General features: G+C 55.8%; 23 protein-coding genes and 4 pseudogenes. 11 read left to right on the forward strand and 16 right to left on the reverse strand.

Going from position 1 to position 22,990, the window contains the following annotated elements; genetic code table 11:
* Nucleotides 1-38: 38 nt before the first annotated feature.
* Nucleotides 39-266, reverse strand: a complete 228-nt coding sequence (locus DA718_RS21585; RefSeq protein WP_000248278.1) for a hypothetical protein — start codon at nucleotides 264-266, stop codon at nucleotides 39-41.
* Between the two features lie 23 nt (nucleotides 267-289).
* Here DA718_RS21585 and DA718_RS21590 point away from each other — a divergent pair, with 23 nt between their 5' ends.
* Entirely contained in the window at nucleotides 290-481 is a 192-nt protein-coding gene (locus tag DA718_RS21590) for a hypothetical protein (protein ID WP_000951934.1), read from the forward strand.
* Between the two features lie 481 nt (nucleotides 482-962).
* Here the strand turns inward: DA718_RS21590 and DA718_RS21595 are convergent, their stop codons facing one another.
* Together DA718_RS21595 and aac(3)-IId are read right to left on the reverse strand one after the other, a co-directional pair.
* Nucleotides 963-1,505, reverse strand: coding sequence for an AAA family ATPase (locus DA718_RS21595; RefSeq protein WP_000587837.1), 543 nt, complete (start codon nucleotides 1,503-1,505; stop codon nucleotides 963-965).
* A gap of 12 nt (nucleotides 1,506-1,517) precedes the next feature.
* Complete coding sequence (aac(3)-IId, locus tag DA718_RS21600) at nucleotides 1,518-2,378, reverse strand: aminoglycoside N-acetyltransferase AAC(3)-IId (protein WP_000557454.1); 861 nt, start codon at nucleotides 2,376-2,378, stop codon at nucleotides 1,518-1,520.
* Nucleotides 2,379-2,507: 129 nt separating this feature from the next.
* Between aac(3)-IId and DA718_RS21605 the strand changes: the two genes are divergently transcribed.
* Nucleotides 2,508-3,212: an IS6-like element IS26 family transposase gene (locus tag DA718_RS21605; protein ID WP_001067855.1), complete on the forward strand. Its 705-nt coding sequence runs from the start codon at nucleotides 2,508-2,510 to the stop codon at nucleotides 3,210-3,212.
* Nucleotides 3,213-3,250: 38 nt separating this feature from the next.
* A pseudogene (locus DA718_RS31175) lies at nucleotides 3,251-3,430 on the forward strand (IS6 family transposase); the annotation flags it as partial.
* Here DA718_RS31175 and DA718_RS21620 read toward each other — a convergent pair.
* From DA718_RS21620 to DA718_RS21645, 5 genes and pseudogenes are all read right to left on the reverse strand, one after another.
* On the reverse strand, nucleotides 3,402-4,091 hold the full coding sequence (locus DA718_RS21620) for an IS6 family transposase (RefSeq protein ID WP_112217437.1): 690 nt from the start codon (nucleotides 4,089-4,091) through the stop codon (nucleotides 3,402-3,404). The pseudogene DA718_RS31175 and the gene DA718_RS21620 sit on opposite strands and share 29 nt — an antisense overlap.
* Before the next feature lie 117 nt (nucleotides 4,092-4,208).
* Nucleotides 4,209-4,277 (reverse strand): annotated as a pseudogene (locus DA718_RS30505) (EAL domain-containing protein); the annotation flags it as partial.
* A 320-nt stretch (nucleotides 4,278-4,597) separates the two neighbouring features.
* A complete protein-coding gene (locus tag DA718_RS21630; RefSeq protein WP_000376623.1) occupies nucleotides 4,598-5,098 on the reverse strand; it encodes a GNAT family N-acetyltransferase in 501 nt (166 codons plus the stop codon).
* Between the two features lie 127 nt (nucleotides 5,099-5,225).
* Nucleotides 5,226-6,065 carry a sulfonamide-resistant dihydropteroate synthase Sul1 gene (sul1, locus tag DA718_RS21640; RefSeq protein ID WP_000259031.1) on the reverse strand — a complete coding sequence of 280 codons (840 nt, stop codon included), beginning with the start codon at nucleotides 6,063-6,065 and terminating at the stop codon, nucleotides 5,226-5,228.
* Nucleotides 6,059-6,406, reverse strand: coding sequence for a quaternary ammonium compound efflux SMR transporter QacE delta 1 (locus DA718_RS21645; RefSeq protein WP_000679427.1), 348 nt, complete (start codon nucleotides 6,404-6,406; stop codon nucleotides 6,059-6,061). The genes sul1 (DA718_RS21640) and DA718_RS21645 overlap by 7 nt, the downstream gene beginning before the upstream one ends.
* A 40-nt stretch (nucleotides 6,407-6,446) precedes the next feature.
* On the opposite strand from DA718_RS21645, the pseudogene DA718_RS21650 reads away from it, so the two are divergent.
* Nucleotides 6,447-6,542, forward strand: a pseudogene (locus DA718_RS21650) (helix-turn-helix domain-containing protein); the annotation flags it as partial.
* 94 nt (nucleotides 6,543-6,636) lie between these two features.
* Complete coding sequence (locus tag DA718_RS21655) at nucleotides 6,637-7,281, forward strand: quinolone resistance pentapeptide repeat protein QnrB6 (RefSeq protein ID WP_001749994.1); 645 nt, start codon at nucleotides 6,637-6,639, stop codon at nucleotides 7,279-7,281.
* A 91-nt stretch (nucleotides 7,282-7,372) separates the two neighbouring features.
* Here the strand turns inward: DA718_RS21655 and DA718_RS21660 are convergent, their stop codons facing one another.
* From DA718_RS21660 to DA718_RS21690, 7 genes are all read right to left on the reverse strand, one after another.
* Nucleotides 7,373-8,281 carry an SDR family oxidoreductase gene (locus DA718_RS21660; protein WP_001749993.1) on the reverse strand — a complete coding sequence of 303 codons (909 nt, stop codon included), beginning with the start codon at nucleotides 8,279-8,281 and terminating at the stop codon, nucleotides 7,373-7,375.
* 464 nt (nucleotides 8,282-8,745) lie between these two features.
* Nucleotides 8,746-10,287, reverse strand: a complete 1,542-nt coding sequence (locus tag DA718_RS21665) for an IS91-like element ISCR1 family transposase (protein WP_000050481.1) — start codon at nucleotides 10,285-10,287, stop codon at nucleotides 8,746-8,748.
* Nucleotides 10,288-10,691: 404 nt separating this feature from the next.
* On the reverse strand, nucleotides 10,692-11,531 hold the full coding sequence (sul1, locus tag DA718_RS21670; protein ID WP_000259031.1) for a sulfonamide-resistant dihydropteroate synthase Sul1: 840 nt from the start codon (nucleotides 11,529-11,531) through the stop codon (nucleotides 10,692-10,694).
* Entirely contained in the window at nucleotides 11,525-11,872 is a 348-nt protein-coding gene (locus DA718_RS21675; protein ID WP_000679427.1) for a quaternary ammonium compound efflux SMR transporter QacE delta 1, read from the reverse strand. The genes sul1 (DA718_RS21670) and DA718_RS21675 overlap by 7 nt, the downstream gene beginning before the upstream one ends.
* Before the next feature lie 116 nt (nucleotides 11,873-11,988).
* Complete coding sequence (locus tag DA718_RS21680; RefSeq protein WP_001749984.1) at nucleotides 11,989-12,834, reverse strand: ANT(3'')-Ia family aminoglycoside nucleotidyltransferase AadA16; 846 nt, start codon at nucleotides 12,832-12,834, stop codon at nucleotides 11,989-11,991.
* A 180-nt stretch (nucleotides 12,835-13,014) separates the two neighbouring features.
* Complete coding sequence (gene dfrA27 / locus DA718_RS21685; protein ID WP_001749985.1) at nucleotides 13,015-13,488, reverse strand: trimethoprim-resistant dihydrofolate reductase DfrA27; 474 nt, start codon at nucleotides 13,486-13,488, stop codon at nucleotides 13,015-13,017.
* Nucleotides 13,489-13,620: 132 nt separating this feature from the next.
* The gene (locus DA718_RS21690; RefSeq protein ID WP_001749986.1) at nucleotides 13,621-14,073 is read right to left on the reverse strand and encodes an NAD(+)--rifampin ADP-ribosyltransferase Arr-3; all 453 of its coding nucleotides are present in this window, start codon (nucleotides 14,071-14,073) and stop codon (nucleotides 13,621-13,623) included.
* A 172-nt stretch (nucleotides 14,074-14,245) separates the two neighbouring features.
* On the opposite strand from DA718_RS21690, the gene intI1 reads away from it, so the two are divergent.
* From intI1 to DA718_RS21725, 6 genes and pseudogenes are all read left to right on the forward strand, one after another.
* Nucleotides 14,246-15,259, forward strand: coding sequence for a class 1 integron integrase IntI1 (gene intI1, locus DA718_RS21695; protein WP_000845048.1), 1,014 nt, complete (start codon nucleotides 14,246-14,248; stop codon nucleotides 15,257-15,259).
* Nucleotides 15,260-15,564: 305 nt separating this feature from the next.
* A complete protein-coding gene (locus tag DA718_RS21705; RefSeq protein WP_001162012.1) occupies nucleotides 15,565-16,122 on the forward strand; it encodes a recombinase family protein in 558 nt (185 codons plus the stop codon).
* 2 nt (nucleotides 16,123-16,124) lie between these two features.
* A complete protein-coding gene (locus DA718_RS21710; protein ID WP_094898591.1) occupies nucleotides 16,125-19,097 on the forward strand; it encodes a Tn3 family transposase in 2,973 nt (990 codons plus the stop codon).
* Between the two features lie 78 nt (nucleotides 19,098-19,175).
* Nucleotides 19,176-19,649: pseudogene (locus tag DA718_RS21715) on the forward strand (IS110-like element IS5075 family transposase); the annotation flags it as partial.
* Nucleotides 19,650-19,699: 50 nt separating this feature from the next.
* Complete coding sequence (locus DA718_RS21720) at nucleotides 19,700-21,868, forward strand: PA5441 family protein (RefSeq protein ID WP_112214202.1); 2,169 nt, start codon at nucleotides 19,700-19,702, stop codon at nucleotides 21,866-21,868.
* Nucleotides 21,838-22,554 (forward strand): DUF3142 domain-containing protein, encoded by a 717-nt coding sequence (locus DA718_RS21725; RefSeq protein ID WP_112214201.1) that lies wholly within the window; start codon nucleotides 21,838-21,840, stop codon nucleotides 22,552-22,554. Before DA718_RS21720 ends, DA718_RS21725 begins: the two co-directional genes overlap by 31 nt.
* On the opposite strand, the gene cueR is transcribed toward DA718_RS21725, so the two are convergent.
* Nucleotides 22,551-22,961 carry a Cu(I)-responsive transcriptional regulator gene (gene cueR / locus DA718_RS21730; protein WP_112214200.1) on the reverse strand — a complete coding sequence of 137 codons (411 nt, stop codon included), beginning with the start codon at nucleotides 22,959-22,961 and terminating at the stop codon, nucleotides 22,551-22,553. The two genes, DA718_RS21725 and cueR, sit on opposite strands and share 4 nt — an antisense overlap.
* Nucleotides 22,962-22,990 lie beyond the last annotated feature (29 nt).

Here is a 22,990-nt window from a genome sequence, read left to right on the forward strand (position 1 = left end):
TACTGTCATGGTGTGCCGGGAACCGCCGAGCCACGAGATTATGAGTAGCCCCTGAACAGAAACGTCACGATAAAAGCCGTGAACGCCACCAGGCCCATTAAATCCCTTGCGTATTTGCAGCCCGTGCTGTCCAAACCTGTACCAGGTCCGATCAACACGCTCCAACCATTGAGGTACGAAAACACCGCCTGACCGAACAAAAAATGCGTGATAGCCGCCGCAGCCATGACGCCGGAATCGTCAGACAGGCTGTAGCTGTTGACCATTGCCCTGTACGCCTGCATCTGAAATGGCTATTGCCCTGATGGGAGCCGGCTTTTCAGCCACCGACACCAGCGATGCCGTCAATATTCTTTACCCGATAACCATGACCGTACAAGCTAACAAGGCCTGGCAAGCCAGCGGACTTAAAAAGTCTTTTTTTCTACCATCCCACAAAAAAGTTCGTGGTGGAGAAAAGATAAGCTATGCAAGGCTTTAGGAGACGTGGTTTTTCAGGATGACGAAGAACGATTCGGCGCTAGGTGCAACATAGGTGCATCGCACGAGCGCTAGGAACGGCGAAAAAAGGCGGACGTGGCGAAATCGGTAGACGCAGCAGACTTTAAAATTGGAGTGCCCGCGGGGAAATCCGCGGAGTAGAACCGCTCAAAGTCGGGGAACGCTAACGGGCAATACCCTAAGCCAATCCCGAGCCAAGCCCCTTCGGGGGAAGGTGTAGAGACTGGACGGGCGGCGCCTAAAGCCTTCGGGCAATGGCGAAGGGACAGTCCAGACCACGAACGTCATCAGACGGCGGCGAAAGTCGAGGTGGTACGAAAATCTGCTTCTCTGTGAGAGTACGGGTTCGAGTCCCGTCGTCCGCACCACAAAGCCAAACATCCCTGCGATGATCGACCTCTGGGCGTTTGGTCGTGAGCCCGCCACCCTCGCGCTACGCTTTGCGCAGGCGTCGAAGGCGATCAGGTGCGCCCATCGATTCCGTCGAGCACCATCGCTGCGAGTTCATCGCTGGTGTGTGCACCACTATCGAGAACACGGGTTGTGCATGGAAGCCGTTCCCTTGCGGCCAAGCATCGGGCGACATTCGCTAATCGCCACTCTCGAATCTCCGCATTTCGATTCGGGTCAGGATGCATGGTCTGGTTCGCGATCCGGTGACGCAATAGGTCCTCGTTGAGCGTCAGAAAGATGTGCAGCAGCTGATCGTCGATCCGCCTTACCCCGTCGAGTATCTCAGTCAGATAGTCCGGGTGCACGAGCGTCATTGGGATGATGATGTCCTGCGAGTAATTCCTTCGAATCTCCCTGACCGCCGCGATCGTAAGTCCCCTCCACAAGGGGAGATCCTGATAGTCTCCGCTCGCTGGCATGGGGACCGTTTCTTTCACCACGAACCCGATTTCCTCGGGGTCAAAGATCAGCGATTTGGAACGCCGATCGCGCAGCCGCTTAGCGAGCGTCGTCTTTCCGGCGCCGAAAGGTCCGTTGATCCAGATTATCATTGTCGACGGCCTCTAACCTGAAGGCTCGCAAGAGCGCTCGACGGCCTCGTGCGGAGGCACGATCGGAGTGGTTCCGAAATGCTTCTCAAGATAGGTGACGCCGAACGTCACGATGTCCTGCGCGTCGAACAGGTAGCACTGAGCAAAGCCCACGACACCTTCTCGATGGCGACCGAGCTTCACGTAAGCATTTGCTATAGTTTCAACCGCATCCGGCTTTCCTTCGATAGCAAAGCAATCGAGAATGCCGTTTGAATCGTAATCCGATGCCGTTTTCCAGGCGACTTCACCGTCTCTTCCAAGCATCGGCATCTCATACGTCACCCACCGTTTGTTGGGGATATCGGCAACCGCCTCGGCGTAGTGCAATGCGGTAACGGAGTTTAGCGGCGCACCCAACAGCAGGGCCTTCCCGCCAAGGCGAACGAACCGCTCGACGGGCGATCCTTCCCCCAAGGCGTGACCGAGTTCGTGAGGCTCCGTCAGCGTTTCAGCCAGCGGACCAACCGCGACCATCGATGCATCGGGGTGCGCGCTGCGCCGCGCGCCGGGGGCTTGAACCAGAAATTGATTCAGCAGGCCGAACCCACGGTAAGTCCCGGCTGTTGCGGGATCGAACGGCAGCCAGGTACGGCGGGCTTCGTCATCCAGCCGAGCGCCATTCAGAGTCTCCTCGTAGGGTGATCGGTCCCACGACGCGTATCCCATCACAGTGCCAGTCGGCCCAACCGCGGAGCGTAACGCGGCAACGACCGTCTCCGCTCCTCCTTCGACCGGACCAATCGCTTTAAGTGAGGCATGCACCATCAAGAGGTCACCGGTTTGGACTCCGAGTTTTTGAAGCGCCTCCGTTATTGCCTTCCGCGTATGCATCGCGATATCTCCTCTAAACTGCAAAAAATGAAGTTTTAAATCAATCTAAAGTATATATGAGTAAACGGCACTGTTGCAAATAGTCGGTGGTGATAAACTTATCATCCCCTTTTGCTGATGGAGCTGCACATGAACCCATTCAAAGGCCGGCATTTTCAGCGTGACATCATTCTGTGGGCCGTACGCTGGTACTGCAAATACGGCATCAGTTACCGTGAGCTGCAGGAGATGCTGGCTGAACGCGGAGTGAATGTCGATCACTCCACGATTTACCGCTGGGTTCAGCGTTATGCGCCTGAAATGGAAAAACGGCTGCGCTGGTACTGGCGTAACCCTTCCGATCTTTGCCCGTGGCACATGGATGAAACCTACGTGAAGGTCAATGGCCGCTGGGCGTATCTGTACCGGGCCGTCGACAGCCGGGGCCGCACTGTCGATTTTTATCTCTCCTCCCGTCGTAACAGCAAAGCTGCATACCGGTTTCTGGGTAAAATCCTCAACAACGTGAAGAAGTGGCAGATCCCGCGATTCATCAACACGGATAAAGCGCCCGCCTATGGTCGCGCGCTTGCTCTGCTCAAACGCGAAGGCCGGTGCCCGTCTGACGTTGAACACCGACAGATTAAGTACCGGAACAACGTGATTGAATGCGATCATGGCAAACTGAAACGGATAATCGGCGCCACGCTGGGATTTAAATCCATGAAGACGGCTTACGCCACCATCAAAGGTATTGAGGTGATGCGTGCACTACGCAAAGGCCAGGCCTCAGCATTTTATTATGGTGATCCCCTGGGCGAAATGCGCCTGGTAAGCAGAGTTTTTGAAATGTAAGGCCTTTGAATAAGACAAAAGGCTGCCTCATCGCTAACTTTGCAACAGTGCCATTCGAAGTCATGCGAGCCCTGCGCAAAGGACAGGCTCGCCCCTGGTGCCTGCAGCCCGGCATCAGGGGCGAGGTGCGCCTTGTGGAGAGAGCTTTTGGCATTGGGCCCTCGGCGCTGACGGAGGCCATGGGCATGCTCAACCACCATTTCGCAGCAGCCGCCTGATCGGCGCAGAGCGACAGCCTACCTCTGACTGCCGCCAATCTTTGCAACAGAGCCCTTCGAATCCCTTGATCGTGGCATAGGCCGTGGGGATCGATTTGAAACCGCGCACCGGCTTGATCAGTATCTTGAGCTTTCCGTGATCGGCCTCGATCACGTTATTGAGATACTTCACCTGCCGGTGGGCCGTCTCCCGGTCCAGCTTTCCTTCGCGCTTCAATTCGGTGATCGCTGCACCATAGCTCGGCGCTTTGTCGGTATTGAGCGTGGCAGGCTTTTCCCAGTGCTTCAGGCCTCGCAGGGCCTTGCCCAGGAACCGCTTCGCTGCCTTGGCGCTGCGGGTCGGCGACAGGTAGAAATCGATCGTGTCGCCCCGCTTGTCGACTGCCCGGTACAGGTAGGTCCACTTGCCCCGCACCTTGACGTAGGTTTCATCCAGGCGCCAGCTCGGATCAAAGCCACGCCGCCAGAACCAGCGCAGCCGCTTCTCCATCTCCGGGGCGTAGCACTGGACCCAGCGATAGATCGTCGTATGGTCGACCGAAATGCCGCGTTCCGCCAGCATTTCCTCAAGGTCGCGATAGCTGATCGGATAGCGACAATACCAGCGCACCGCCCACAGGATCACATCACCCTGGAAATGGCGCCACTTGAAATCCGTCATCGTTCCGTCCGTCCAATCTCCGCCAAGCATGCTCAAGCTTCACGATTTTTGCAACAGAGCCCACACGAGTATTGAGCATAGTCGAGATTGGTGCAGATCACTTCTGATATTGAACTGTCAGGAGCTGGCTGCACAACAGCCATTACGCCCAATCAACTGGTGCAGTCGTCTTCTGAAAATGACATTTGGTATCTCTCATAAACGGATGTTTTTGAGAGAACTATCTTCGGCCTTCACACGCACGAAAGGCGGCGAAGCTCCGCCGTTAATCCGTCCGCCGGAGATCTCGCCCAGGCAGGCTGAAGGCCGAGCAAGCCTGACAGGCCCGAAAAGCCCGGCACGGGCGTCGGCGGCGATGACGGCGGCGGCATTATCCAGGGTTGATGATGGAAGTGGAGGATATCGACAACCTCTCGCGCAACCAAGACATCGCGGTCGGACTGCAAGTGATCTTGAAGCCACGGGCCCGTCCCACCCCGACATGGACCTCGATGCCCGAACGGACGTTAGATTTCGAGTTCTAGGCGTTCTGCGATGAAGGTTGGATCCCAGCCGGGATTGAAAGTGTCGACGTGGGTGAATCCGAGCCGCTCGTATAGGCCACGCAGGTTCGGGTGGCAGTCGAGCCGCAGCTTGGCGCACCCCTGCGTTCGCGCGGCATGGCGGCAAGCCTCGATCAGCGCGGAGCTGACACCCCGGCCCGCATGTGTCCGTCGCACCGCGAGCTTGTGCAGATATGCGGCCTCCCCCTTGAGGGCGTCGGGCCAGAACTCGGGATCCTCGGCCGACAAGGTGCAACAGCCGACGATGCCGTCGCTGCAACTCGCGACTAGGAGCTCGGATCTCAGGACGAAGGTCTCCGCGAATGTCCGGTCGATCCGCGCGACGTCCCAGGCGGGCGTTCCCTTGGCGGACATCCACGCCGCAGCGTCGTGCATCAGCCGCACAACCTCGTCGATATCACCCGAGCAGGCGACCCGAACGTTCGGAGGCTCCTCGCTGTCCATTCGCTCCCCTGGCGCGGTATGAACCGCCGCCTCATAGTGCAGTTTGATCCTGACGAGCCCAGCATGTCTGCGCCCACCTTCGCGGAACCTGACCAGGGTCCGCTAGCGGGCGGCCGGAAGGTGAATGCTAGGCATGATCTAACCCTCGGTCTCTGGCGTCGCGACTGCGAAATTTCGCGAGGGTTTCCGAGAAGGTGATTGCGCTTCGCAGATCTCCAGGCGCGTGGGTGCGGACGTAGTCAGCGCCATTGCCGATCGCGTGAAGTTCCGCCGCAAGGCTCGCTGGACCCAGATCCTTTACAGGAAGGCCAACGGTGGCGCCCAAGAAGGATTTCCGCGACACCGAGACCAATAGCGGAAGCCCCAACGCCGACTTCAGCTTTTGAAGGTTCGACAGCACGTGCAGCGATGTTTCCGGTGCGGGGCTCAAGAAAAATCCCATCCCCGGATCGAGGATGAGCCGGTCGGCAGCGACCCCGCTCCGTCGCAAGGCGGAAACCCGCGCCTCGAAGAACCGCACAATCTCGTCGAGCGCGTCTTCGGGTCGAAGGTGACCGGTGCGGGTGGCGATGCCATCCCGCTGCGCTGAGTGCATAACCACCAGCCTGCAGTCCGCCTCAGCAATATCGGGATAGAGCGCAGGGTCAGGAAATCCTTGGATATCGTTCAGGTAGCCCACGCCGCGCTTGAGCGCATAGCGCTGGGTTTCCGGTTGGAAGCTGTCGATTGAAACACGGTGCATCTGATCGGACAGGGCGTCTAAGAGCGGCGCAATACGTCTGATCTCATCGGCCGGCGATACAGGCCTCGCGTCCGGATGGCTGGCGGCCGGTCCGACATCCACGACGTCTGATCCGACTCGCAGCATTTCGATCGCCGCGGTGACAGCGCCGGCGGGGTCTAGCCGCCGGCTCTCATCGAAGAAGGAGTCCTCGGTGAGATTCAGAATGCCGAACACCGTCACCATGGCGTCGGCCTCCGCAGCGACTTCCACGATGGGGATCGGGCGAGCAAAAAGGCAGCAATTATGAGCCCCATACCTACAAAGCCCCACGCATCAAGCTTTTGCCCATGAAGCAACCAGGCAATGGCTGTAATTATGACGACGCCGAGTCCCGACCAGACTGCATAAGCAACACCGACAGGGATGGATTTCAGAACCAGAGAAAGAAAATAAAATGCGATGCCATAACCGATTATGACAACGGCGGAAGGGGCAAGCTTAGTAAAGCCCTCGCTAGATTTTAATGCGGATGTTGCGATTACTTCGCCAACTATTGCGATAACAAGAAAAAGCCAGCCTTTCATGATATATCTCCCAATTTGTGTAGGGCTTATTATGCACGGCTTACAGCAGGCAAAATTTAACCAGAAAAAAGCCGCTGAATTACTGGGGCTGACTTACCATCAGCTTCGCGCTTTGCTGAAAAAACACCAGATTTAACGCACATTTGCAGATGTCATATTGGCGGATTTGACGCATAACCCCATCAGGGTTTACCATGACGCCATTACTGTATAAAAAAACAGGTACAAATATGGCTCTGGCACTCGTTGGCGAAAAAATTGACAGAAACCGTTTCACCGGTGAGAAAATTGAAAATAGTACATTTTTTAACTGTGATTTTTCAGGTGCCGACCTGAGCGGCACTGAATTTATCGGCTGTCAGTTCTATGATCGTGAAAGCCAGAAAGGGTGCAATTTTAGTCGTGCGATGCTGAAAGATGCCATTTTTAAAAGCTGTGATTTATCCATGGCGGATTTTCGCAATGCCAGTGCGCTGGGCATTGAAATTCGCCACTGCCGCGCACAAGGCGCAGATTTCCGCGGCGCAAGCTTTATGAATATGATCACCACGCGCACCTGGTTTTGTAGCGCATATATCACGAATACCAATCTAAGCTACGCCAATTTTTCGAAAGTCGTGTTGGAAAAGTGTGAGCTGTGGGAAAACCGTTGGATGGGTGCCCAGGTACTGGGCGCGACGTTCAGTGGTTCAGATCTCTCCGGCGGCGAGTTTTCGACTTTCGACTGGCGAGCAGCGAACTTCACACATTGCGATCTGACCAATTCGGAGTTGGGTGACTTAGATATTCGGGGCGTTGATTTACAAGGCGTTAAGCTGGACAACTACCAGGCGTCGTTGCTCATGGAGCGGCTTGGCATCGCGGTGATTGGTTAGCATTCACGGAGCGGTAAGTACCGCTCCCGCCCTTATACAATAGTGTCCGCCCTTGCCTTAAAAGTCACTTTCGACGCACAGAGCGTAAACGTTAGAGGGTTCCGGTCCCCCCATCAGAACACCAGACCTGACCAGACGTATAGCTGTTCTCCCGAGCGGCCAGGGTGACATAAAGCGGCGCGATTTCCACCGGTTGACCAGGGCGTCCCAGCGGCGCATTTGCCCCAAATTTCTCCACCTTTTCCTGCGGTTGACCACCACAGCACTGCAGTACAGTCCAGTATGGACCCGGCGCGACGGCATTGACACGGATCCCTTTCGGGGCCAGCTGTTTCGCCAGCGATTTAGTAAATGCCACGATAGCTGCTTTAGTCTGAGCATAATCAAGCAAGATTTCACTTGGCTCATAAGCCTGTACGGAGGAGGTATTAATTATCACGCTGTCTGGTGAAAGATGGGGTATGGCCGCTTTGGTGATCCAAAACATAGCGTAAACATTGGTTTTGAATGTTGCGTCGAAGTCTTCTGTGGTGAGTTCCTCAATTGACTCACAAAATTGCTGACGACCCGCATTATTGACGAGGATATCCAACCCTCCCAGTCCTTTTACCGCCTGTGTTACCAGATGACCGCAAAAAGCCTCATCACGGATATCGCCGGGGATGGCCAAAACATTTCTGCCTGCTTTTTTTATCAGATCGACCACTTCACGCGCATCGTCTTCTTCTTCAGGTAAATAGTTAATCGCAACATCAGCGCCTTCACGAGCATAGGCAATAGCAACAGCACGACCAATCCCTGAATCCCCACCGGTAATTAATACCTTGCGCCCATTCAGGCGACCGCTTCCCTGATAGCTGTCTTCTCCATGATCGGGGCGCGGTTGCATTTTCCCCGCCAGCCCGGGAAAGGGCTGCTGCTGCTGTTGAAAAGGCGGCGCCGGAAAACGCGCAGAATTGGTTTTATTGATGGTCTTTTTTTCCTTGTTTAAGCCAGCCATTCAATTACCTCTCATTATTTATCACAAAGACTAATAATCGTAGACCAAAATGAATGGTATGACCTATATTATCCAGCTACACTTAATTTTCTCGGAATATTACCCTCCCTACTTTCCTCTACCGTTGCGCTTATATCCCCACCAACGTTAGATTTAATTTAAAAAATATTATTTGAGACTTATCCAGTTCGCAGTGTTAATAAATAGCAACCACACTTAACATCTCAATCTGGGGTATAGGAAGTATAAACCACCTTTTTGCTCCTCATCCGAAGTATCTTACCTGAAATTCCCTCACTCGTTTACCGCTCAAGCCCCAATTTTAACTGCCGGTCCAGCCTAAACCGCTCTAATAAGGTTCGATTTGGCGGTAAAATCTCTAGCCTGATAGCTCGAGAGATACAAACTGCCCCACCGCCCCGTTTAAAAGTTGGCAGTGTTGAGCAGTGTTGGATTTGGGGTCGTCAGTCAAAGAGACGACTCTGTGATGGATCGAACAGGCTGGGAGTCAGTGGCGGCGCTCGTTCTGGTGGCAGCTCACGCTGCTTGGCGGCATTCGCCTTGGCTGTTTTCTGTTTCAGATGCTTGAGAATCTGCTCAATGACCTTCGGATCTTCGATGCTGGCAATCACTTTGACGTGACCGCCGCAGTGTTCGCAGACTTCAATATCAATATTGAAGACTCGCTTGAGGCGTTGCATCCAGGTCATGGCGCGGTGGCGCTCTGCAGGACTCTTGTCACGCCAGTTAGTATCGAGACCTTCCGATTTGTCGGGCTTCTTGCCCCGCTTGGCGGGTGTTACTTGAACTCGGTGTTTGCTGTTCGGTGCAAAGACGCCGTGGAAGCGTGTGAGGTTGACTCGCGGCTTAGGTACCAACGCAGCGAGTTTGGCGATGAAGTCCAGCGGCTCGAAGATCACATGGGTGGTGCCATTGCGGTACGGAGTTTTGAGCTCGTAACGCACCTGCCCATTGGCGGTTAATGCCAGACGTTTTTCTGAAACCGCTGGCCGACTAATGTAGCGACACAAGCGCTCAAGCTTATCCCGCTGATGCGCTTCGGCCATCACACCGGCGTGTAGCGAGAAACCAGCATGGTTGGCTACTCGACTGCTTGAGTCGGCTTTATCCTCACGCCCTGGCAAGGTTTGCAGGGTGAAGACTTTGCGCCCTTGCTGGGGGCCGACGGCAATGCGATACGTAACCGAAGCACCATGTAATTGAGTCAGCGTATCGTCTTCGCCCTCTTCCAGTGTCAACCACGTATTCTCGGCATCACGCTCCAAAATCCCACGCTTTTCCATGCAGCGAGCGATGCGATGGCTGAGGGTGTGAGCGAGCGTATTCAGCTCATCGTAAGTGGGTGCCTTGACACGATGGAAGCGTTGCTTGCCATAGTCATCTTCGGCATAGACACCATCGAGAAACAGCATGTGGTAGTGGACATTGAGATTTAGCGCGGAGCCAAAGCGTTGGATAAGAGTCACTGAGCCAGTTTGTGCAGAGGCTTTGGTGTAACCGGCTTTTTTGATCAGATGAGTTGAGAGTGTACGATAGACGATACTCAAGACCTGGCCCATCAGCTGGGGATGGCGAGCCAGCAAAAAGCGTAGCTGGAAAGGAAAGCTGAGCACCCACTGGCGAATGGGCTCCTTGGGGAAGACTTCGTCTATCAGCAGCGCCGCACTCTCGGCCATCCGGCGGGCACCGCAGCTAGGGCAAAAGCCGCGTCGTTTACAGCTGAAGGCGACCAGACGCTCGTGATGACAATCCTCGCAGCGAACCCGCATGAAACCATACTCCAGACGGCCACATTGGAGGAGGTCGTTGAATTCTTGTTGGATGTAGCGAGGCAGGTGTTGACCTTGGGCTTCGAGTGAGGCTTTGAAGGCTGGGTAGTGCTGCTCAACCAGCTGGTAGAGCAGCGTCTGGTCGGGTTGGTGGCGTTCGTAACCGTTTGTTTGAGTGGGCGATTGACTCGCCGTGGCGTTCCTTGCCAGCGACATGGGTATCCTCCGCTGATACTGTGGTTATGTACAGTATCAGCGGCTTGCGTTCAGACGTCCAGTCTGGCCCTAGACATCGCTAAATGCTTAACCCGCAATAGCCCTCACGAGTTGTTATCAGCCACTACCGGTTGAGCGAGAAGGTTTTGGGTTCAGGGTGCTATTGCTCCACCAATCACAATACTGAAGCCCCAACTGTTATCAGTTGGGGCTTTTTCTTGTCTGTTTGCGGCGGTTGCGTTTTATCGGTAGTCGTCGAGCTCTGCACCATCCCACATAAGAGCTTAACGGTGCGATCTTCAACGCCATCACACAAAACTTTCTTTTTCACGCACAGTCAACTTATTGGATGTTTTATTAACAACCCAAAAGGAGATATTTAGCGGGCGGCCGGAAGGTGAATGCTAGGCATGATCTAACCCTCGGTCTCTGGCGTCGCGACTGCGAAATTTCGCGAGGGTTTCCGAGAAGGTGATTGCGCTTCGCAGATCTCCAGGCGCGTGGGTGCGGACGTAGTCAGCGCCATTGCCGATCGCGTGAAGTTCCGCCGCAAGGCTCGCTGGACCCAGATCCTTTACAGGAAGGCCAACGGTGGCGCCCAAGAAGGATTTCCGCGACACCGAGACCAATAGCGGAAGCCCCAACGCCGACTTCAGCTTTTGAAGGTTCGACAGCACGTGCAGCGATGTTTCCGGTGCGGGGCTCAAGAAAAATCCCATCCCCGGATCGAGGATGAGCCGGTCGGCAGCGACCCCGCTCCGTCGCAAGGCGGAAACCCGCGCCTCGAAGAACCGCACAATCTCGTCGAGCGCGTCTTCGGGTCGAAGGTGACCGGTGCGGGTGGCGATGCCATCCCGCTGCGCTGAGTGCATAACCACCAGCCTGCAGTCCGCCTCAGCAATATCGGGATAGAGCGCAGGGTCAGGAAATCCTTGGATATCGTTCAGGTAGCCCACGCCGCGCTTGAGCGCATAGCGCTGGGTTTCCGGTTGGAAGCTGTCGATTGAAACACGGTGCATCTGATCGGACAGGGCGTCTAAGAGCGGCGCAATACGTCTGATCTCATCGGCCGGCGATACAGGCCTCGCGTCCGGATGGCTGGCGGCCGGTCCGACATCCACGACGTCTGATCCGACTCGCAGCATTTCGATCGCCGCGGTGACAGCGCCGGCGGGGTCTAGCCGCCGGCTCTCATCGAAGAAGGAGTCCTCGGTGAGATTCAGAATGCCGAACACCGTCACCATGGCGTCGGCCTCCGCAGCGACTTCCACGATGGGGATCGGGCGAGCAAAAAGGCAGCAATTATGAGCCCCATACCTACAAAGCCCCACGCATCAAGCTTTTGCCCATGAAGCAACCAGGCAATGGCTGTAATTATGACGACGCCGAGTCCCGACCAGACTGCATAAGCAACACCGACAGGGATGGATTTCAGAACCAGAGAAAGAAAATAAAATGCGATGCCATAACCGATTATGACAACGGCGGAAGGGGCAAGCTTAGTAAAGCCCTCGCTAGATTTTAATGCGGATGTTGCGATTACTTCGCCAACTATTGCGATAACAAGAAAAAGCCAGCCTTTCATGATATATCTCCCAATTTGTGTAGGGCTTATTATGCACGCTTAAAAATAATAAAAGCAGACTTGACCTGATAGTTTGGCTGTGAGCAATTATGTGCTTAGTGCATCTAACGCCTGAATTAAGCTGCGCCGCGAAGCGGCGTCGGCTTGAATGAACTGTTAGACATCATTGGCGTGGAGCCGAGCAGACTGGCGGCTTCGTGCTTCACAAAGTAAATGAACGCAGTCAACTGATCAGCGCGTGAGGCCAAGCAATCCATCCCTTGTCCAAGGTAAGCCTGCTGGGCTTCAAGCAGCACGGGCTGATGTTGGACGGGCAGGCGTTCCATTACCCAGTTGGCAGCTACATCCTTCGGCGCGATCTTGCCGGTTGCTGCGCTGTACCAAATGCGAGACAAAGTAAGCACTACATTCCGCTCGTCGCCTGCCCAATCCGGTTGTGAGTTCCATAGTTTCAAGGTGTCGGCCAGTGCTTTGAATAGATCGCTTTCCGGGACTGAGTTGAAGAAATCTTCCGCGGCCGAACCTGCCAAGGCAAGGCTGTGTTGCCTTGCTTTAGTTAGCAGAATAGCCAGATCAACATCGGTTGTCGCGGGCTCGAAGATGCCCGCAAGAATGTCCTTGCGCTGCCACTCCCCGAATTGCAGTTCCCGTCTGGCTGGATAACGCCAAGGAACAACATCGCCGTACACGACGATGGTAACTTCCAAGGCACGGAGAGCTTCACTTTGGCCGGGAGAAGCGGAAACTTCCAGGAAATCTACGAACAGAGCCTGCCGCACAGTCTCATCGAGCTGTGCAGTCACAGTAACCAGCAAATCAATATCACTGCATGGCTTCAGGCCACCGTCGAGTGCAGAGCCGTACAAATGCACGGCCAGCAACGTCGATCCCAGATGATGCTCGATGACGTTGAGTGCCTGTGATAGCTGTACCGAAATCTCGGCGGGCACTGCGTTGCTCATGATGTCTAACTCCCAATTTGTGTAGGGCTTATTATGCACGCTTAAAAATAATAAAAGCAGACTTGACCTGATAGTTTGGCTGTGAGCAATTATGTGCTTAGTGCATCTAACGCCGCTAAGCAGCGGCACATTTTGCGTTTTGAGCGCAGCGAAGCAAAATGTGTCCGATGGCTTGGATGGTTAACCCCTTTGCCAGATTTGATAGCGATAATTTATATTTGAATGAAATTCCTGCTCGAACACCACATTGAACTCTTTGGGGATTTCCGGAAAGAAAACATTGCCCTCTGGCTCGGAATCTATTGTCGAGATATGTAGCGTGTCGGCATGGGCGATCAGACTCTTGTAGATCTCTCCACCACCAGAAACAACAACATGGTTCGTAAGAGTCTTTAGCTCCCTCATTGCTGCTTCTATAGATGGAAACACAACCACATCATCGTTAGTAGCTACCGATCCTGAGCGGCTGACAACTGCATACTTTCTATTTGGGAGAGCCCCCATTGCCTCAAATGTTTTACGGCCGACTAAGAGCCATTGATTGTAAGTTATTGCTTTAAAAAGCAGCTGCTCACCTTTAGCGTTCCACGGGATATCCGAGCCGCAGCCAATAACCCCATTTCTTGCTTTTGCAGCCATTAGTGATATTTTCACGATACTCCTTTGGGTTAACGCCGCCATAAACGGCGACAGGGTGGCGCGCCTATTGCGCATAAAATGGCGAAGCCATGCGCAACAGGCGCGGAATCTCTGGCGTCCGGTTTGATGGCTTTGTTATGCAAAGGACTAGTCTTCAATGACGTGTAAACCACGGCGCTTTAAGTCCTCCAACGAATCCAACATTCCCCTTATTAATTCAACAGGATGCCCCTCCCAGTCTTCAACAACGCCAACAATTCTCAAGGGTTCGCAGGTTCTATAGGACTGTGTTGGATTACCGGGAAATCTTTTGTTCGTAAGATTCGGATCGTCTTCGAACGGTCCTGTTGGCTCAACTATGTATATGTAGCCGCGACCCTCGAGGCCAGACAGTGACATAGCAAGTTCAGCTCCCCAAACTGCTGGCTCCATCAAGGCTGAAAAGTAGATGTGCTTAAGAATACGACCGTCCTCGAAATGAGAGATGAACCCTGTGGTTAGCAAGTCACCAATCGCCAAATTGGCTTTGGTTCCATGATAGAACGGTCCTTGCACCTGCTTGTAATTATCATGAGAGATGGGAATCCAATCTTTTACCATTTTAAGACCCTTAATTGTTGGGATTTGGCTGCATAACTTTGTTTTAGGGCGACTGCCCTGCTGCGTAACATCGTTGCTGCTCCATAACATCAAACATCGACCCACGGCGTAACGCGCTTGCTGCTTGGATGCCCGAGGCATAGACTGTACAAAAAAACAGTCATAACAAGCCATGAAAACCGCCACTGCGCCGTTACCACCGCTGCGTTCGGTCAAGGTTCTGGACCAGTTGCGTGAGCGCATACGCTACTTGCATTACAGCTTACGAACCGAACAGGCTTATGTCCACTGGGTTCGTGCCTTCATCCGTTTCCACGGTGTGCGTCACCCGGCAACCTTGGGCAGCAGCGAAGTCGAGGCATTTCTGTCCTGGCTGGCGAACGAGCGCAAGGTTTCGGTCTCCACGCATCGTCAGGCATTGGCGGCCTTGCTGTTCTTCTACGGCAAGGTGCTGTGCACGGATCTGCCCTGGCTTCAGGAGATCGGAAGACCTCGGCCGTCGCGGCGCTTGCCGGTGGTGCTGACCCCGGATGAAGTGGTTCGCATCCTCGGTTTTCTGGAAGGCGAGCATCGTTTGTTCGCCCAGCTTCTGTATGGAACGGGCATGCGGATCAGTGAGGGTTTGCAACTGCGGGTCAAGGATCTGGATTTCGATCACGGCACGATCATCGTGCGGGAGGGCAAGGGCTCCAAGGATCGGGCCTTGATGTTACCCGAGAGCTTGGCACCCAGCCTGCGCGAGCAGCTGTCGCGTGCACGGGCATGGTGGCTGAAGGACCAGGCCGAGGGCCGCAGCGGCGTTGCGCTTCCCGACGCCCTTGAGCGGAAGTATCCGCGCGCCGGGCATTCCTGGCCGTGGTTCTGGGTTTTTGCGCAGCACACGCATTCGACCGATCCACGGAGCGGTGTCGTGCGTCGCCATCACATGTATGACCAGACCTTTCAGCGCGCCTTCAAACGTGCCGTAGAACAAGCAGGCATCACGAAGCCCGCCACACCGCACACCCTCCGCCACTCGTTCGCGACGGCCTTGCTCCGCAGCGGTTACGACATTCGAACCGTGCAGGATCTGCTCGGCCATTCCGACGTCTCTACGACGATGATTTACACGCATGTGCTGAAAGTTGGCGGTGCCGGAGTGCGCTCACCGCTTGATGCGCTGCCGCCCCTCACTAGTGAGAGGTAGGGCAGCGCAAGTCAATCCTGGCGGATTCACTACCCCTGCGCGAAGGCCATCGGTGCCGCATCGAACGGCCGGTTGCGGAAAGTCCTCCCTGCGTCCGCTGATGGCCGGCAGCAGCCCGTCGTTGCCTGATGGATCCAACCCCTCCGCTGCTATAGTGCAGTCGGCTTCTGACGTTCAGTGCAGCCGTCTTCTGAAAACGACACCATGTGCAAACGATGTCAGAATAGAGTTAAATTTCCTATTGATTGACATATTCCGTCAAAGGTAATAGATTTCATCCTGACACTTTTGCCTTTGGAGGCATCTTGCAAGGTCAACGCATCGGCTATGTCCGCGTCAGCAGCTTCGACCAGAACCCGGAACGGCAATTGGAGGGTGTTCAGGTGGCGCGGGTGTTCACCGACAAGGCTTCTGGCAAGGACACCCAGCGTCCCGAGCTGGAAAGGCTGCTGGCCTTCGTCCGCGAGGGCGACACCGTGGTGGTGCATAGCATGGACAGGCTGGCACGCAACCTTGATGACCTGCGCCGCATCGTCCAAGGGCTGACACAACGGGGCGTGCGCATGGAGTTCGTCAAAGAAGGGCTGAAGTTCACCGGCGAGGACTCACCGATGGCCAATCTGATGCTGTCGGTCATGGGAGCCTTCGCTGAGTTCGAGCGCGCCCTGATCCGCGAACGTCAGCGCGAGGGAATCGTGCTGGCCAAGCAGCGCGGTGCCTACCGGGGACGAAAGAAATCGCTGAACAGCGAACAAATTGCCGAGTTGAAACGGCGAGTTGCGGCAGGCGACCAAAAAACCTTGGTGGCCCGTGACTTCGGCATCAGCCGCGAAACCTTGTACCAGTACCTGCGGGAAGACTGACCATGCCACGCCGCTCAATCCTGTCCGCCACCGAGCGCGAAAGCCTGCTGGCACTGCCAGATGCCAAAGACGAACTGATACGGCACTACACGTTCAACGAAACCGACCTGTCGGTGATCCGTCAGCGTCGCGGCGCCGCGAATCGATTGGGCTTCGCTGTGCAGCTTTGCTACTTGCGATTCCCTGGCACCTTTTTGGGCGTCGATGAGCCTCCGTTTCCGCCCCTGTTGCGCATGGTGGCCGCGCAACTCAAGATGCCAGTGGAAAGTTGGAGCGAGTACGGCCAGCGCGAACAGACACGGCGGGAGCACTTGGTCGAGCTGCAAACGGTTTTTGGGTTCAAGCCCTTCACCATGAGCCACTATCGGCAAGCCGTGCATACATTGACCGAGCTGGCCTTGCAGACCGACAAAGGCATCGTGCTGGCGAGCGCACTTGTCGAGAATCTGCGGCGGCAGAGCATTATCCTGCCCGCCATGAATGCCATCGAGCGCGCAAGCGCCGAGGCCATCACCCGTGCCAACCGACGCATTTACGCGGCGCTGACCGATTCTTTGTTATCACCCCACCGTCAGCGCCTGGACGAACTTCTCAAGCGCAAGGACGGCAGTAAAGTGACGTGGCTGGCATGGCTGCGCCAGTCGCCTGCCAAACCGAACTCTCGCCACATGCTCGAACATATTGAGCGCCTGAAATCCTGGCAAGCACTTGATCTGCCCGCAGGCATCGAGCGGCAGGTTCACCAGAACCGCCTGCTCAAAATCGCTCGTGAAGGTGGCCATATGACGCCTGCTGATCTGGCAAAGTTCGAGGTGCAACGACGCTATGCCACGCTGGTAGCGCTGGCCATCGAAGGCATGGCCACCGTCACCGATGAAATCATCGACCTTCACGATCGCATCATCGGCAAGCTGTTCAACGCGGCCAAGAACAAGCATCAGCAGCAGTTCCAGGCTTCCGGCAAGGCGATCAACGACAAGGTGCGGATGTATGGGCGCATCGGTCAAGCGTTGATTGAGGCCAAGCAAAGCGGCAGCGATCCGTTCGCCGCCATCGAGGCCGTTATGCCCTGGGACACCTTCGCCGCCAGCGTCACCGAAGCGCAAACATTGGCGCGGCCTGCCGACTTTGATTTCCTGCACCACATCGGTGAAAGCTATGCCACGCTACGCCGCTACGCGCCGCAGTTCCTGGGCGTGCTCAAATTGCGGGCTGCGCCCGCCGCCAAGGGTGTGCTCGATGCCATCGACATGCTGCGCGGCATGAACAGCGACAGCGCGCGCAAGGTGCCCGCCGATGCGCCAACCGCATTCATCAAGCCGCGCTGGGCAAAGCTGGTTCTGACCGACGACGGCATCGACCGGCGTTACTACGAGTTATGCGCCCTGTCGGAGCTGAAGAACGCGCTGCGCTCCGGTGATGTCTGGGTGCAGGGTTCTCGCCAGTTCAAGGACTTCGACGAATACCTGGTGCCGGTCGAGAAGTTCGCCACTTTGAAGCTGGCCAGCGAATTGCCGCTGGCAGTGGCCACCGACTGCGACCAATACCTGCATGACCGGTTGGAATTGTTGGAGGCGCAACTCGCCACAGTCAACCGCATGGCTGCGGCCAACGACTTACCGGATGCCATCATCACCACCGCGTCAGGCCTGAAGATCACGCCGCTGGACGCGGCAGTACCAGACGCCGCGCAAGCCATGATCGACCAGACAGCTATGCTGCTGCCGCACCTCAAAATCACCGAGTTGCTGATGGAGGTCGATGAATGGACGGGCTTCACCCGCCACTTCACACACCTGAAGACCAGCGACACGGCCAAGGACAAAACCTTGCTGTTGACGACGATCCTGGCCGACGCGATCAACCTGGGTCTGACCAAAATGGCCGAGTCCTGCCCTGGCACCACCTACGCCAAGCTGTCTTGGCTGCAAGCCTGGCACATCCGCGATGAAACCTATTCGACGGCGCTGGCCGAGCTGGTGAATGCGCAGTTTCGGCAACCCTTCGCCGGCAACTGGGGTGACGGCACCACGTCATCGTCGGACGGCCAGAACTTCAGAACCGGCAGCAAAGCAGAAAGCACTGGTCATATCAACCCGAAGTATGGAAGCAGTCCAGGACGGACTTTCTACACCCATATCTCCGACCAGTACGCGCCCTTCAGTGCCAAGGTGGTCAACGTGGGCATTCGTGATTCAACTTACGTGCTTGATGGCCTGCTGTACCACGAGTCGGACTTGCGCATCGAGGAACACTACACCGACACGGCAGGCTTCACCGATCACGTGTTTGGCTTGATGCATTTGCTGGGATTTCGCTTCGCGCCGCGTATCCGTGACTTGGGCGAAACCAAGCTATTCATCCCCAAGGGCGATGCCGCCTATGACGCGCTCAAGCCGATGATTAGCAGCGACAGGCTGAACATCAAGCAAATACGCGCCCATTGGGATGAAATTCTGCGGCTGGCCACCTCCATCAAGCAAGGCACGGTAACGGCTTCGCTGATGCTGCGCAAACTCGGCAGCTACCCGCGCCAGAACGGCTTGGCCGTGGCGTTGCGCGAGCTGGGGCGCATCGAGCGCACGCTGTTCATTTTGGATTGGCTGCAAAGCGTGGAGCTGCGCCGCCGCGTCCATGCGGGGCTGAATAAGGGCGAGGCGCGCAACGCGCTGGCCAGGGCGGTCTTCTTCTACCGATTGGGTGAAATCCGCGACCGCAGTTTTGAGCAGCAGCGCTACCGGGCCAGCGGCCTCAATCTGGTGACGGCGGCCATCGTGTTGTGGAACACGGTATATCTGGAGCGTGCCACCAGTGCTTTGCGTGGCAACGGCACGGCGCTGGACGACACATTGTTGCAATATCTGTCGCCGCTGGGGTGGGAGCACATCAACCTGACCGGCGATTACCTATGGCGCAGCAGCGCCAAGGTCGGTGCGGGGAAGTTTAGGCCATTGCGACCGCTGCCACCGGCTTAGCGTGCTTTATTTAATGAGATGGTCACTCCCTCCTTCCCAGTACTATGCTGAGGACAGGCTTTCATTCGGAGAACCATCATGGAAAACATTGCGCTTATTGGTATCGATCTGGGTAAGAACTCTTTCCATATTCATTGTCAGGATCATCGTGGGAAGGCCGTTTACCGTAAAAAATTCACCCGACCAAAGCTAATCGAATTTCTGGCGACATGCCCGGCAACAACCATCGCGATGGAAGCCTGTGGCGGTTCTCACTTTATGGCACGCAAGCTGGCAGAGTTAGGGCATTTTCCAAAGCTGATATCACCGCAATTTGTCCGCCCATTCGTTAAAAGCAACAAAAATGACTTCGTTGATGCTGAAGCTATCTGTGAAGCAGCATCACGTCCATCTATGCGTTTCGTGCAGCCCAGAACCGAATCTCAGCAGGCAATGCGAGCTCTGCATCGTGTCCGTGAATCCCTGGTTCAGGATAAGGTGAAAACAACTAATCAGATGCATGCTTTTCTGCTGGAATTTGGTATCAGCGTTCCGCGAGGTGCTGCCGTTATTAGTTACATATAAGAGCCGTATCACGATAATCACGCCACAGGACACCTGTCATGGTCAGGAAGACAACGTTTACCCTTTCGCTCTGCGCCCTGCTCGCGGCAGCCACCCAGTCATATGCTTCTTCTGATATCGAAGATTGCTCATGGAGCGACGAGCTATGCCGGTTAAAAGGCGACCCAATCCTCACCCCTGAAAACGATTCTCGCGATAATCTGTTGCGCCTGCTGAGCGAAGCGAAATCTTTCGCCCTGCCTGTTCAGGCCATTCCCGTTGATGTCAGCCGTACCCGCGATGTTTACTTCGCCTGGCATCCTGAGTGGGATAGCGCGCCGCCGCCCCCCGCGCCGCCTGCGCAAAGCGAAGACGAAATATTTACCCGACAAATGGCGGCGCTGAATATCGATCCCGCACAGGTCATGGCAGCCGATTCGGCTGAACGGCTGGGAACATCCGACTATGAACTGGAAAACCGCTTTGTCAGCAACACTCTTGCTGCCGTCAGCCAGTTCAACGCCGCCCTGCTGGCCACCCCCTCTGTGACCCCGCAGCAGCGTCATGACCTGGCGCTGGCGCGGCTGAAACTGTTTTATGGCGCCAATATCACCGCAGTCGCTGATATCCTCAATAGCTTCCCGGCAGATGCGGACGCCGACTTATTCGCTTATTACCTTTCCGGCATCGCTCACTTCTATGGCGGCAATTACACCGCCGCGACCCAAGATTTCACCCTGTTGCTGGAAAGTAATCAACCCTGGCTGACCGAGACCGCGCAATATATGCTGATGCGCACGGCGCTCAACAAGAGTAGCCAGAACAGCGTTGGGCAGTACGGCGATTTTGATATCGCGCGGATCAATCGTGATGATGCCGCACAAGCGCAAAAAGAAGCACAAGCCTATTTGCAACGCTGGCCCGCAGGGCTTTATGCCGACTCCGCGCGCAACATGTTGCGCCGCATTAACTGGTATCTGCAGGCGTGGCCGCAGCTGGCCGAACTCTATGAGCAGGCCTTCCGGCAAACTGCCGACGCCGGGGAACTGCGTAGACTGGTGAGTGAATATGACAATGTCTTCGGCATGCCGTTCTACGCGCAGCCCGTTCTGGCAGCATTCCCGGACGCGCCGCAGGTCAGCTATGTCGAACTTCTCCGCGCCCTGCGCCTGAATGCTGACAATAAGCCGACCTTAACCCAGGCACAGCTTGACGCCAGCAAAGCAGAGTTTGAGAAGAGCGGAAATCTGCCGCTATGGCGCGACCTACAGCTGCAGCTGTGGGGCGCGACGGGCAACGATGCCGCCATCCTGCAGGCTGTCACGCCAGCGAAAACGCTACCGGCGAATGATATTCTCGCCTTCAGCGAACAGGTCCTCTACGGCGAAGCGCTAATGGGACAAAAACAGTGGCCCGCGGCGCGCGATTTTTGGCAGCAGCTGCTACAACTTAGCCAAAACCCCGAGCAACAGCAGTATACCCAAGCAAAACTGGCGGCAACACTGGTCTACAGCGGTAACGCGGCAGCTATTTTTGCCGCCGATAGCCCGGTGACCAATCTACGCTTTCGCTCCCGAGTGCTTAAAACCCAGGCCTCGCCAGAACTGCTACGCCAACAGGCAGCCAAAGGCCCCAATAATGAAGAACGTACTATCGCTCTGCATACGCTGCTGGTGCGGGATCTCACGGAAAGTCGTTTCAGCGACTGGCTGAACGACAAAAAGCTCGCCACCGCCTTTACCCAGCCAGTAATCAGCGAGGCCTTTAACGACGTCAATCTTAGCAGCTTCGACTGGAGTGGCGAGGCGACCGAAGCTGGTTATGCCTGCCGCAGCCTGGATGATACCGTCACCGTGCTCAGTAAAAACGCCGACGATGCCCATGCGCTTAACTGCCTGGGCGAGTTCTTTCGCACCACGCAGACGCATGTTGATCTGTGGAAAGACCAATCCGGCAACGATATGCTCGAGGCTGCCATCAACCGCCAGCAGCCTCAGGGACAGTACGATCGCCAAAGCTATTACCAGCAGATTATCACCTCGCCGAAAGCGGAGCCGGAAGATAAAAGCTATGCGCTCTATCGGGCGATTCTCTGTTACGCCCCCTCCGGTAGCAACGAATGCGGCGGCGAAGATGTCGAAAAACTACAGCGTAAGGGCTGGTTCACGCAGTTGAAAACGCAGTATCCGGGAAGCCCGTGGGCACAAAAACTCAAATATTACTGGTAATCGCGCTGCTATCCGGGCCAGCGCAGGCGGCAGAGCACGTTGATGCGCGCCAGCATTCTGCCTTCTGGCTGTGGTCTGGGGTGAAAGCCAGCAACGATCTGCAGAACGCGCAGACGGTGTATCTGCATCAAGGCGAGGTGCTGACGCGCGCGGGCGAGGTCATATTCCAGCGCCTCGGCTTGCCGGTCAGCCGCCTGACGTTTCCCGCAATCTGGCTTACCGTCCGGTTTACCACACTTGATGTACCACAGACGATTGTGCCGCGGATCGTACGCCTGATGCAGCGTTGGCGGGCGGCTGGCAATCAGGTGGTTGGTCTGCAGGTTGATTTTGACGCAGCCACATATCAGCTCGCCGACTACGCCCAGTTTTTGCAACAGCTACGCCAGCAGCTGCCGCCTGAGTTCGCGCTGGGGGTAACAGGCCTGCTGGACTGGGCCAAAACCGGCGATATTGCCACACTGAACGCACTTGCGGTTGATGAACTGGTAGTGCAAAGCTATCAAGGACGCCACACGGTGGCGAATTATCAGGACTATCTCCCCGCGCTCAGCCGGCTGCGTATTCCGTTCAAACTCGGGCTGGTACAAAACGGCAGTCGCGATCGGCAGGCGGAAATGCAGTTGAATGACTCCCCCTATTACCGCGGCACGGTGGTCTTTATGCTCAACCCGGCACGGCGTTAAGCCTGCGCCTTGCGATGACAGCAACCCGAGAGGTTATCGATTATCGGGCAATCCGCGCTGTCATCGCCGGGACAGGACTCCGCCAGCGCCAGCAACTGCGCGCGCATGCTTTGCAGCTCACTGATATGGCGTTCAATTTCCGCCACTTTTTCCAGCGTCCGGCGTTTAACGTCGGCGCTGTGCCGCGACGGATCGTTAAACAGAAATATCAGCTCGCGACACTCTTCCAGATTAAACCCCACCTGGCGGGCCTGTCGCAGCAAAGTCAGTTCATCCAGATGCTGCTGGCTGTAGCTACGATAGCCGTTCTCGCTACGCAGCGGAGGCGTCACCAGCCCCTTCTCTTCATAAAAACGAATCGCTTTACTGGTTAAGCCGGTTTTTTTCGCCACATCGCTAATATTCATGTTTCCTCCTGACGGAACAACCAACGGTG

It is taken from the genome of Klebsiella huaxiensis, assembly GCF_003261575.2.
In the GTDB taxonomy this organism is placed as follows: domain Bacteria; phylum Pseudomonadota; class Gammaproteobacteria; order Enterobacterales; family Enterobacteriaceae; genus Klebsiella; species Klebsiella huaxiensis.